Raw genomic sequence first — 12,683 nt, forward strand, 5'->3', positions numbered from 1 at the left:
GGGCGGTCCCGGGGTCGGGACATCTGTACATCCCTCCCTCCAACTTGACGTACGACCAAGGGAAACGGTTGCCCGTCAAACCCTTACGAGTGAGTCTCTCCCCGGATCACGGCGAGCACTCCATCCAGTTCGTCCGGTTTCACGAGAACGTCACGGGCCTTCGACCCCTCGCTGGGGCCGACGATGTTCCGCGACTCCATGAGGTCCATCAGCCGTCCCGCCTTCGCGAAACCCACGCGCAGCTTGCGCTGCAGCATCGACGTCGAGCCGAACTGCGTGGAAACGACGAGCTCGGCGGCCTGGCAGAGCAGATCGAGGTCGTCGCCGATGTCCTCGTCGATCTCCTTCTTCTGCTTCGTGCCGACGACCACGTCGTCCCGGAAGACGGGGGCCATCTGGTCCTTGCAGTGGCGGACGACCGCGGCGACCTCTTCCTCCGTCACGAAGGCGCCCTGCATGCGGGTGGGCTTGTTGGCGCCCATGGGCAGGAAGAGGCCGTCGCCCTTGCCGATGAGCTTCTCCGCACCCGGCTGGTCGAGGATGACCCGGCTGTCGGCGAGGGAGGAGGTGGCGAAGGCGAGCCTGGAGGGCACGTTCGCCTTGATCAGGCCGGTGACGACATCGACCGACGGCCGCTGGGTGGCCAATACCAGATGGATGCCCGCGGCGCGCGCCAGCTGCGTGATGCGGACGATCGCGTCCTCCACGTCACGCGGCGCGACCATCATGAGGTCCGCCAGCTCATCCACGATGACCAGAAGATACGGATAAGGCTGGAGCTCCCGCTCGCTGCCCTCCGGCGGCTTGACCTTGCCGTTGCGTACGGCCTGGTTGAAGTCGTCGATGTGGCGGAAGCCGTAGGCGGCGAGATCGTCGTAGCGCAGGTCCATCTCGCGCACGACCCACTGCAGTGCCTCCGCGGCCCGCTTGGGGTTGGTGATGATGGGCGTGATCAGGTGCGGGATGCCCTCGTAGGCGGTGAGCTCGACCCGCTTGGGGTCGACCAGCACCATCCGTACGTCCTCCGGCGTCGCTCTTATCATCACGGAAGTGATCAGGCAATTGATGCAGGAGGACTTGCCGGAGCCGGTGGCGCCCGCGACGAGGACGTGCGGCATCTTCGCCAGGTTGGCCATCACATAGCCGCCCTCGACGTCCTTGCCGAGCGCGACGAGCATCGGGTGGTCGTCCTCAGCGGCGTCCGCGAGGCGCAGCACGTCGCCGAGGTTGACCATCTCGCGGTCGGTGTTCGGGATCTCGATGCCCACGGCGGACTTGCCGGGGATCGGCGAGATGATCCGCACGTCCGGGCTGGCGACGGCGTACGCGATGTTCTTGGTCAGGGCCGTGATGCGCTCGACCTTCACGGCGGGGCCGAGTTCCACCTCGTACCGCGTGACCGTCGGACCGCGGGTGAAGCCGGTGACGGCGGCGTCGACCTTGAACTCCATGAACACGTTGGTCAGCGAGGCCACGACCGCGTCGTTGGCGGCGCTGCGGGTCTTGCCGGGGCCGCCTCGCTCGAGCAGGTCGAGCGAGGGCAGCGAGTAGGTGATGTCGCCCGACAGCTGGAGCTGCTCGGCCCGCGGCGGCAGGGGCTGGGACTCGTCGGGCGCCGGCTTCGTCAGGTCGGGTACGGCTCCCTTCGCCCCAGGGGCCTTCTGCTCGCGGCCGGGTGTCTCGGGTTCGCGTGCGGTGGGGACGGGGGAGGCGGCACGCTGCCGCTCGGCGGTGACGTCCCGGGTGAGATCGGCGACGAGCGGCGAGGGCGGCATGCCGTTCAGTACGGCTCCGTCGAGCGCTGCGGCCGCCGCCGCAGCGACGTCCACCGCGTCCATCTCCCTGCCCAGGGCCGGCTGGGCCGACGGCCTGCGCGGCCGGCGGCGCCGGGAGAGGGCCTCCTCCGCCGCGTCCGGGCCGGGTTCCGCGACTGCGCCGCCGCGGCCGGCCGAACGGCCCGGGCGGGCGGGCAGAGCCTCGCGCCACTGCTCGTCGTACCGCTCGTCGTCCGTCTCGGCGTCGGGGCCGGGCAGCGGCTCGATGATGCCGAGCTTTGAGCCGAGCAGCCGCAGTCGCTGAGGAATGGCGTTGACGGGCGTGGCGGTGACCACGAGCAGGCCGAAGACGGTGAGCAGTACGAGCAGCGGCACCGCGAGCACCTCGCCCATGGCGAAGATCAGCGGTTTGGACACGGCCCAGCCGATGAGGCCGCCCGCGTCCTGGATCGCCTCCGTGCCCTCGCCCCGGCCGGGCGAGCCGCACGCCATGTGCACCTGACCGAGCACACCGAGGACCAGAGCGGAAAGGCCGATGACGATACGGCCGTTGGCCTCCGGCCGCTCCGGGAAGAGGATCAGCCGCACGGCGATCGCGCCCAGCAGTATCGGCGCGAGCAGATCGAGCCTTCCGAAGGCACCGGTGATGAGCATTTCTACGAGATCGCCGACGGGGCCGCGCAGATTCGACCAGGTACCCGCCGCGACGATCAGCGCCAGGCCGAGCAGCAGCAGAGCCAGCCCGTCCTTGCGGTGCGCCGGGTCGAGACCCTTGGCTCCACGCCCTATGCCGCGGAACATCGCTCCGACGGCGTGCGCGATCCCGAGCCAGACGGCGCGAACCAGGCGGTACACACCCCCGGTGGGAGAGGGTGCGGGCTTCGGCGCGACCGCCTTCTTCGCCGCCGCCTTCTTCGCCGGTGCCTTTTTCGGAGGCACGGCCTTCTTGGCGGCGCTCTTCTTTGCGGGCGCTGCCTTCTTCGCGGCGCCGGTCGTACGGCCGGCGCGCGGCTTCGCGGTGCCCGCCGTGCCCTGGGAACCCTTGCCGGACGTACGTGAGGCCATGGTGGTGAGGTTACCGGTGTCGACCGCAGCGGACACGTGTGCCCACTGCTTCACCCGTTCGTGTCGTGGCTGATGGTGCGGAGAACTGACGTGACATCAAGCGCCGGTCGGACACCGGCAGGAGCCCGACGCCCGGCGCCTGATTGCCGCTAGCTCTGCGAGGGAAGGGTCGGCGAACCGCCGCCCGTGCCGGGCTCCAAGGCGTCAAGAGCCCTGCGCAGTCCGGTGAGTTTGCGCTCGAGGTGGGCGGCCGTCGCCACGGCCGCCGCGTCCGCCGAGTCGTCGTCGAGCTGCTTGGAGAGGGCCTCTGCCTGCTCCTCGACGGCAGCGAGCCGCGCGGACAGTTCGGCGAGGAGACCCGCGGATTCCCGGCCGGCTCCCGTTTCGGTCTGGTTGCCGCCCTCGAGCTGGAGCCGCAGCAGCGCCGCCTGCTCCCGCAGTTGGCAGTTCTTCATGTAGAGCTCGACGAAGACGGAGACCTTCGCGCGCAGCACCCACGGGTCGAACGGCTTGGAGATGTAGTCCACGGCACCCGCGGCATAGCCACGGAAAGTGTGATGGGGGCCGTGGTTGATAGCGGTCAGGAAGATGATCGGAATGTCCCGCGTCCGCTCCCGGCGTTTGATGTGCGCGGCGGTCTCGAACCCGTCCATTCCAGGCATCTGGACATCCAGCAGAATGACCGCGAAGTCGTCCGTCAGTAGCGCCTTGAGCGCTTCCTCCCCTGACGATGCCCGCACCAGCGTCTGATCGAGCGCTGAGAGAATGGCCTCCAACGCGAGCAGATTCTCCGGCCTGTCATCGACCAGGAGGATCTTGGCCTTCTGCACCATGCCCCGTCCTCCTCGCCCCGGCATGGGGTCTCCCCAGCTCGATGAGCCGGGGGACGCACCGGGCGCCGCCCCAGGGGACGACTCCCTTGCGCCGCCCGTCCTTGTGCCGGTCATCGTAGCCGCACCCCGCCCGTCGCCACACCCTGTCACCGTGATGTCACTGTGCACGTACCGCAAACGTGGGGGGAGACCGGATAGTTCCCCGGATCCTCCCCTCCCACACGCCTCCGGCCAAAGTCGATCAGGGACTCGCACACAATCACACGACCTGCCGTCACTTCTCGCGCATCCACTGCTCCATCACCGACAGGAGGTGGTCGGGATCCACCGGCTTGGTCACATAATCGGATGCTCCGGACTCGATGGCCTTCTCCCGGTCGCCCTTCATGGCCTTCGCCGTGAGCGCGATGATCGGCAGGCCCGCGAACTGGGGCATCCGCCGGATCGCCGTGGTCGTCGCGTACCCGTCCATCTCCGGCATCATGATGTCCATCAGTACGACAGTCACATCGTCGTGCTGCTCCAGGACTTCGATGCCCTCCCGGCCGTTCTCCGCGTACAGCACCGACAGCCCGTGCTGCTCCAGAACACTGGTGAGCGCGAAGACATTGCGGATGTCGTCGTCGACGATCAGGACCTTCTCACCGTCGAAGGTGAACACCCGCCGCTGCTCCGGGCCCTCCTGCTCGCCGGCCACCCACGGCTCCTGTCCGGGCGTCTCCCCCGGCTGCCCCGCACCCCGCGACGGCTCCAGGGCCGCCTGGGCCTTGCGGCGCCGCCGCAGCAGAGCCGCGGGGCCGGTGGGAGCCGCCTGGGTCGGCTGCGGCCGCACCTGCGCCCCGCCGTCCTCCGCGACGCCCTCCTCGCCCGGACGGCTTCCGACGCCGCCCGGTCCGAGCTGCGGGTAGCCCTGCGGCGGCAGTTCGCTCGGGTGGAGCGGCAGGTACAGGGTGAACGTCGAACCGCGCCCCGGCTCGCTCGCCGCGTGGATCTCGCCACCGAGCAGCCGCGCGATCTCCCGGCTGATCGACAGGCCGAGGCCCGTACCGCCGTACTTACGGCTGGTCGTCCCGTCGGCCTGCTTGAACGCCTCGAAGATCACCCGCATCTTGCCGGCCGCGATCCCGATGCCCGTGTCGGTCACGGAGAAGGCGATCAGGTCCCCGTCCGGGTCGCGCAGCGATCCCGCCTCCAACAGCTGCTCGCGGATCGACTGCGGCACATCCGTGCCGGCCGGCCTGATCACCAGCTCGACCGCACCGCTGTCGGTGAACTTCACCGCGTTCGACAGCAGATTGCGCAGCACCTGCAGCAGCCGCTGCTCGTCGGTGTGCAGCGTCGCCGGCAGCTCCGGCGAGACGCGGACGGAGAAGTCGAGTCCCTTCTCCGCCGTCAGCGGCCGGAACGTCGCCTCGACGTAGTCCACCAGCTGCACCAGCGCGATACGGGTCGGGCTCACGTCCATCTTGCCCGCCTCGACCTTCGACAGGTCGAGGATGTCGTTGATCAGCTGCAGCAGATCGGAACCGGCGCCGTGGATCGTCTCCGCGAATTCCACCTGCTTCGGGGAGAGATTGCCCTCCGCGTTGTCCGCGAGCAGCTTGGCCAGGATGAGCAGGGAGTTGAGCGGCGTCCGCAGCTCGTGCGACATGTTCGCCAGGAACTCCGACTTGTAGCGCATGGAGACCGCGAGCTGTTCCGCCCGCTCCTCCAGCACCTGCCGGGCCTCCTCGATCTCGGTGTTCTTCACCTCGATGTCGCGGTTCTGCTGCGCCAGCAGCTCGGCCTTCTCCTCCAGTTCGGCGTTGGACGCCTGGAGCGCCTTCTGCCGGTTCTCCAGCTCGGCGGAGCGCTCACGCAACTGCTCCGTCAGCTCCTGCGACTGCTTGAGCAGCACCTCGGTCTTCGTGTTGACGCTGATCGTGTTGACGCTCGTCGCGATCATCTCGGCGATCTGGTTCAGGAAGTCCCGCTGGATCTGCGTGAACGGCTGGAACGACGCCAGCTCGATCACTCCGAGGACCTTCCCCTCGAACAGCACCGGAAGCACGATCACATAGGCGGGCGACGCCTCACCCAGCCCCGAGGAGATCCGCAGGTAGCCCGGCGGAACGTTGACCTGGATGGTGCGCTTCTCCTCGGCAGCCGTCCCGATCAGGGTCTCCCCCGGCCGGAACGACGTCGGCATCAGCCCGGCCGAGTATCCGTAACTCCCGCGCATGCACAGCTCGTACGACTCACCGCCGCCGGTCTCCGAGCCGTTGCCGGCGGGCACGGCCAGGAAGAAGGCACCGTGCTGCGCCGAGACGACCGGGGTGAGCTCGCTCATGATCAGTGAGGCGACGTCGTCGAGGTCGCGGCGGCCCTGCATCAGACCGGAGATACGGGCCAGATTGCCCTTGAGCCAGTCCTGCTCCTCGTTCGCGAGCGTGGTGTCGCGCAGGTTGGCGATCATCGTGTTGATGTTGTCCTGGAGGACCTGGATCTCGCCGGCGGCGTCCACATCGATCTTGAGGTTCAGATCGCCGCGGGTGACCGCGGTCGCCACGGCCGCGATGGCACGCACCTGACGGGTCAGGTTCCCGGCCATCTCGTTCACCGACTCGGTCAGGTCGCGCCAGGTGCCGTCGACGTCACGGACGCGGGCCTGACCGCCCAGCTGTCCGTCGGTGCCCACCTCGCGGGCCACCCTGGTGACCTCCTCGGCGAACGACGACAGCTGGTCGACCATGGTGTTGATGGTGGTCTTCAGCTCGAGGATCTCGCCCCGCGCATCGATGTCGATCTTGCGGGTCAGGTCGCCCTTGGCGATGGCGGTGGTGACGGTCGCGATCTGGCGCACCTGACCGGTCAGGTTGGACGCCATCGAGTTCACCGACTCGGTCAGGTCCTTCCAGGTGCCGGAGACACCGGGCACCCGCGCCTGACCGCCGAGACGGCCGTCGGTGCCCACCTCACGGGCCACCCGGGTCACCTCGTCGGCGAACGACGACAGCGTGCGCACCATCGTGTTCACGGTGTCGGCGAGCTCCGCGACCTCGCCGCGCGCCTCCACCGTGACCTTCTTCGTCAGGTCGCCGTTGGCGACCGCCGCGGAGACACGGGAGATGTTGCGCACCTGGCTGGTGAGGTTGTTGGCCATCAGGTTGACGTTGTCGCTGAGGTCCTTCCAGATGCCGGTCACACCGCGGACCCGCGCCTGACCGCCCAGCACACCCTCGGTACCCACCTCGCGGGCGACCCTGGTCACCTCGTCCGCGAAGTCGGACAGCTGGTCGACCATCGTGTTGACGGTCGTCACCAGTTCCAGGATCTCGCCCTTGGCGTCGACGGTGATCTTCTTCGACAGGTCGCCCTTGGCGACCGCCGTCGTCACCTCCGCGATGTTGCGCACCTGACTCGTCAGGTTGTTCGCCATGAAGTTGACGGACTGGGTGAGGTCCTTCCAGGTGCCGGAGACTCCCTGCACCTCCGCCTGACCGCCGAGGATGCCCTCGGTGCCCACCTCACGGGCCACCCTGGTGACCTGCTCCGCGAAGTTCGACAGCTGGTCGACCATCGTGTTCAGGGTGTTCTTCAGCTCGAGGATCTCGCCCCGCGCGTCCACGTCGATCTTCTGCGACAGGTCACCACGCGCCACCGCCGTGGCGACCTGCGCGATGTTGCGGACCTGTGCCGTGAGGTTCCCGGCCATGCCGTTCACCGAGTCGGTCAGGTCGCGCCACACACCCGCCACGCCCGGCACCTGGGCCTGACCGCCGAGACGGCCGTCGGTGCCCACCTCACGGGCCACCCGGGTCACCTGCTCCGCGAAGGCGGAGAGCTGGTCGACCATGGTGTTGATGGTGTTCTTCAGCTCGAGGATCTCGCCCCGCGCGTCCACGTCGATCTTCTGCGACAGGTCACCACGCGCCACCGCCGTCGTCACCTGCGCGATCTGACGCACCTGCGACGTCAGATTGCCGGCCATGAAGTTGACGGAGTCCGTCAGCTCCTTCCAGGTTCCGCTGACGCCGTCCACCCGGGCCTGGCCGCCCAGGCGGCCCTCCGTACCCACGTCCCTGGCCATGCGCGTGACCTGGTCGGCGAAGGAGGAGAGCTGCGCGACCATCGTGTTGACGGTGTTCTTCAGCTCCAGCATCTCGCCCGCGACATCCACGGTGACCTTCTGCGACAGGTCACCGTTGGCGACCGCGGTCGTCACCTGCGCGATGTCACGCACCTGGCCGGTGAGGTTCCGGAACGCGGTGTTCACCGAATCGGTGAGGTCCTTCCACGTACCCGCCGCACCCGGCACCTCGGCCTGACCGCCGAGACGGCCCTCGACACCGACCTCGCGGGCCACCCGTGTCACCTCGGAACCGAAGGACTGCAGCTGGTCGACCATCGTGTTGACGGTGTTCTTCAGCTCCAGCATCTCGCCCGCGACATCCACGGTGACCTTCTGCGACAGGTCACCGTTGGCGACCGCGGTCGTCACCTGCGCGATGTCGCGCACCTGTGTGGTCAGGTTCCGGAAGACGGTGTTCACCGAATCGGTGAGGTCCTTCCACGTACCCGCCGCACCCGGCACCTGCGCCTGACCGCCGAGCAGACCTTCCGCGCCGACCTCGCTGGCGACGCGCGTGACCTCGTCCGCGAACGTCCGCAGCGTCTCGGTCATCTGGTTGATGGTCTCGGCGAGCTGGGCCACCTCGCCCCGCGCGTTGACCGTGACCTTCTGAGACAGGTCACCGTTGGCGACGGCCGTCGTCACCTCGGCGATGCCGCGCACCTGGGAGGTGAGGTTTCCGGCCATCGTGTTCACCGAATCGGTGAGGTCCTTCCACACGCCGGCCACACCGGGAACGGTCGCCTGGCCGCCCAACTCGCCCTCGGTGCCCACTTCCCGGGCCACCCGGGTCACCTCGGAGGAGAAGGACGACAGCTGGTCGACCATCGTGTTGACGGTGTCCTTCAGCTGAAGCATCTCGCCGGCCACATGAACCGTGACCTTGCGGGACAGATCACCCTTCGCGACCGCGGTCGTGACGAGAGCGATGTCACGTACCTGCGCCGTCAGCCGGTACGCCATGGTGTTGACCGAATCCGTGAGGTCCTTCCACGAACCGGACATACCGCGCACCTGGGCCTGGCCGCCGAGCTTGCCCTCCGTGCCCACCTCGAGAGCGACCCGGGTCACCTCGTCGGTGAACGCCGACAGCTGGTCGACCAGGCTGTTGACCGTACGCGCGACCTTCAGGAACTCGCCGCGCAGCGGGCGCACCGCCGCCGCCCCGTCCTGACCGTCCGCGGCGGGCGAGCGCAGCTCCATCCGCTGCTCGAGATCACCGTCGGCGACCGCGGAGAGCACACGCCCGACCTCGGAGACGGGCCGCGCCAGGTCGTCCACCAGCTCGTTCGCGGCGTCGACAGCCGCCGCCCAGGACCCCTCGCAGGCACCCGTCTCCAGCCGCTCCGTGAGCTTTCCCTCACGGCCGACCATCCTGCGGACTCTTGCGATCTCACCCGTGAGGTGGAGATTCCGGTCGGCGACCTCGTTGAAGACAGCCGCGATCTCGGCCATCACACCGTCGCCGGACACCGTCAGACGGCGGCGGAAATTCCCGTCGCGCATCGTCACAAGCGCCGCCAGCAGCCTGTTCAGGGCCGCCGTATCGACTTCGGTTGTCCCATTGCTCCGGGACCGTCCGCCTTTCGCGCGCGTATCCTTTGCCCGCGCCGTCACGCCAGACTCCACCGTGTCCCTCCCGCAGGGGTTGACCGTCACTGCCTGGGCAGTCTCAGGAAGCCTGCCCAGTGTTTCACCATGCCGGAACCAGGCGATAACAGTTCGGCAGCTTCGCATAGCGTCCCCACCCCCGGAGGGCGGAAACAGCGGCAACCGGCATCCGCTCGGACAGCGAAGGTAAGTAACCTGGCATCCGGCTGTCCAACCGCCCCGGTCCGCCCGGCGGGGGCGGTGTGGTGCTCGCTACCACCGGGCACCGGGAGGGGTAGGCCGATCATGGCAGAGCCGGGCGTCGAGACGCGTACGAGGAGTTCTGTGATCACCGCGCGGGCGGCTGCCAGCTTCGACCCTGTCGGGCGGTCCGTCGCGACCGCCCGTGCCTTCGTCCGCGACACCCTCCAAGGGTGGGGATATTCCGACGTGGTGGACGACGCGGTGGTGCTCACCAGCGAGCTCGTCACCAACGCCGTCATCCACGCGGGAACCTCCGCGGACGTACTGTGCCTGCGCTCCGAGGACGGCGTCCGCGTCGAGGTCGCCGACCGCTACCCCGAGCGCGAGGTCCCGATACAGGGCGCCGGCCGCGCCATCGCGAACCTCGACAGCGAGAACGGCCGCGGGCTGCTGCTGTGCGCGGCGCTCGCCTCGCGGTGGGGCGTCGAATACACCCCCACCCACAAGACGGTGTGGTTCCAACTGGATCTGCCGCAGCGGCCCGTGGGCACCAGGTCGGCCGGCCCGGTACTGCCCACCGCGATGCTTCCGGTGGCCGAGGAACGGGTACGGGTCGCCGTCACCCAGATCGACCGCACCGGCACTATCTCCGCATGGAACGAGGACGCTGAGCGTCTGTTCGGTTACGCGGCGGACCAGGTCGTCGGCAAGCCGCTCACCGACCTGGCGGCCTGGCCGCAGACACCGGGCATCGGCACGGGCATCGCAGAGGCCCTTCAGATGTCCCGCTGGGAGGGCAGCTACGGAATCCGCGGCCTCGACGGCCGTGTACTCCCGGTCTACGCCTCCCACCTGCGCGTACGGGACGCGGACGGCGAGCCGTCCACGGTCTGCCTCCTGGTGCGCGACGACGAGCGTGCCGTACTGCAGACCCCGCAGCGCACCCCCGACAGCGGCGCGGAGCACCGCAGCACGGACCCGTTCGAGGTCTTCATCGGCTCACCCGCCCCCGACGACCTCGACGGACTGCTCCAGCGCACCGTCGAGCGGGCCAGGGACATGCTCGACGGCGACGCCGCGTTCCTGCTCCTCGCCACCGACGACGAGACGGAGCTGGAGGTACGGGCCACGACGGGCCTTCCCTCCGCCCGTCAGCGCTTCGCACGCGTGCCGGTGGAAGCGGGCGCCGGACGGTACGGCTCCGCCCGCATGCCGGCGGTCCACGAGGACCTCACGGCCGTTCCCGGCGCCGTCCCGCTCCTCAACTCCACTGGCATGCGCTCGGTGGTCACGGTGCCGCTGAAGGTGGAGGGCCGGCTCACCGGCTCCCTCGGCGTGGCCGCCGAATCCGCGGGCCGCTACTCCAACGAGGAGGCCCTGCGGCTCCAGTTCGCCGCCGACCGGATCGCGCTGGCCGTCGAGTCGGCCCGCCTCGGCGAACTGGAACGGCTGCGCCGCGGCTCCTTGTCCTTCCTCGTCGAGGCCTCCGACCTGCTGGCCGGCACCCTCGACCGGGACCAGACGCTCGCCCTGATGGCGCAGATGACGGTTCCCACGCTCGCCGCCTGGTGCGCGGTCTACACGATCGCCGACCAGTCGTCCGAGCCGTACCTCAGCTATGTGTTGCACGAGGACGAGGAGCGCATCGACGGCCTCAAGGCCCTCCTGTCGAAGATCGACCCTCCGGACCCCGTCCCGACGCCCGGCGCCCGCGTATGGAACGCGCCCGCGGAGGCCGCACAGCGCGCCGCCCTGCTCGCTTCCAAGCGTGAACTGGGCCTCGGCTCGACTCCGCCCGTCTCCTCCGGGATCGGCACAACGCTGGCCACAGCGGCGGCTGTCGGCGGCGAGACCGTCGTACTGCCGCTCGTGGCCCGCAACCGCGTGATCGGCATGCTGACCCTCGGCAAGCCCTCCGACGACCACTTCCGCCAGGAGATCCTGGAACTGGCCGAGGACCTTTCCCGGCGAGCGGCCCTGGCGCTCGACAACTCGCGGCTCTATTCGGAACGCGTCGCGATCAGCCAGTCCCTGCAGCGCAGCCTGCTGCCGCCGGAACTGCCGCTGATCGAGGGCGTGGAGGTCGAGGTCATCTACCGCGCGGCGGGTGAGGGCAACGAGGTCGGCGGCGACTTCTACGACCTGTTCCCCATCCGGGACGGCGCGTACGGCTTCGCCATCGGCGATGTCTGCGGCACGGGCCCCGAGGCCGCGGCCGTGACGGGCCTGGCCCGCCACGCGCTGCGCCTGCTGGCCAGGGAGGGCTTCGGAGGCCCCGCGGTCCTGGAGCGGCTGAACGCGGCCATTCTCGACGAGGGGGCCCGCAGCCGGTTCCTGACGCTCCTCTACGGCGAGTTGTGGCCGCAGGAGGACGGCAGCGCGATCCTCAAGGTCGTGTGCGCCGGCCACCCGCTGCCGCTGCGGCTGCGCCAGGACGGCACCGTGGAGCCGGCGGCCGAACCACAGCCGCTGCTCGGTGTGATGGAGGACCTGGAGCTGTACGAGCAGATGGTGACGCTCGATCCGGGTGACGTCCTGCTGTGCGTGACCGACGGCGTCACCGAACGCCGCGAGGGCACGCGCATGCTGGGGGACGACGGCCTGAGCGACGTTCTGACGACCTGTACGGGGCTCACCGCCGGTGCGGTGGCGGCCCGGGTGTTGAGGGCAGTGGAGCGCTTCGCGGCGGAGCCGGCGTCGGACGACATGGCCATCCTCGCGATGCGCGTCCCGGAGCCGCACAACAGTTGACGGCTGCTGATGGCAGCCGGCCGCGTCAGCGAATCGGCACACGAAAAAGGCCCCCGCCTTTCGGCGGGGGCCTTTCTGTTGTCCGGAGCCCCCAAACGGAATCGAACCGTTGACCTTCTCCTTACCATGGAGACGCTCTACCGACTGAGCTATAGGGGCCTGTTGCCCTGCGGCAACGAGGTAAAGCATACCCTGCATCAGGGGATGCTCATAACCACCGGCCGCAATCGATCCAGCAGCCCTTCACGCTTCCTGGAAGCCGGCCTGTGCAGTGCCCCCCTTGAACGCAGGAAAGCCCCGCACCAGAGGTGCGGGGCTTTCCCACAATGATTGTTCGGCGGCGTCCTACTCTCC

At 69.0% G+C, this 12,683-nt stretch carries 4 protein-coding genes and 1 tRNA gene; 1 reads left to right on the plus strand and 4 read right to left on the minus strand.

Annotated features, from left to right (window positions below; translation table 11 throughout):
- Positions 1–83: 83 nt before the first annotated feature.
- The 3 genes from ACTMTU_RS30830 to ACTMTU_RS30840 form a co-directional block, all read right to left on the minus strand.
- A complete protein-coding gene (locus ACTMTU_RS30830; protein WP_441266707.1) occupies positions 84–2,840 on the minus strand; it encodes a DNA translocase FtsK in 2,757 nt (918 codons plus the stop codon).
- Positions 2,841–2,989: 149 nt separating this feature from the next.
- Positions 2,990–3,673: a response regulator gene (locus ACTMTU_RS30835; protein WP_441266708.1), complete on the minus strand. Its 684-nt coding sequence runs from the start codon at positions 3,671–3,673 to the stop codon at positions 2,990–2,992.
- 274 nt (positions 3,674–3,947) lie between these two features.
- Complete coding sequence (locus ACTMTU_RS30840; RefSeq protein ID WP_441266709.1) at positions 3,948–9,413, minus strand: HAMP domain-containing protein; 5,466 nt, start codon at positions 9,411–9,413, stop codon at positions 3,948–3,950.
- 267 nt (positions 9,414–9,680) lie between these two features.
- Between ACTMTU_RS30840 and ACTMTU_RS30845 the strand changes: the two genes are divergently transcribed.
- Positions 9,681–12,329 (plus strand): SpoIIE family protein phosphatase, encoded by a 2,649-nt coding sequence (locus ACTMTU_RS30845; RefSeq protein ID WP_441266710.1) that lies wholly within the window; start codon positions 9,681–9,683, stop codon positions 12,327–12,329.
- An 86-nt stretch (positions 12,330–12,415) separates the two neighbouring features.
- Here ACTMTU_RS30845 and ACTMTU_RS30850 read toward each other — a convergent pair.
- Positions 12,416–12,488 (minus strand) — tRNA-Thr (locus ACTMTU_RS30850).
- Positions 12,489–12,683: the final 195 nt, after the last annotated feature.

The sequence above is a fragment of the Streptomyces sp. OZ13 genome (assembly GCF_052068155.1).
GTDB lineage: Bacteria > Actinomycetota > Actinomycetes > Streptomycetales > Streptomycetaceae > Streptomyces.

Excerpts from the sequence above, each read along its gene's own strand:
- ACTMTU_RS30835 (WP_441266708.1), bottom strand. The coding sequence starts at position 3,673 with ATGGTGCAGAAGGCCAAGATCCTCCTGGTCGATGACAGGCCGGAGAAT.
- ACTMTU_RS30830 (WP_441266707.1), bottom strand. The coding sequence starts at position 2,840 with ATGGCCTCACGTACGTCCGGCAAGGGTTCCCAGGGCACGGCGGGCACC.
- ACTMTU_RS30845 (WP_441266710.1), top strand. The coding sequence starts at position 9,681 with ATGGCAGAGCCGGGCGTCGAGACGCGTACGAGGAGTTCTGTGATCACC.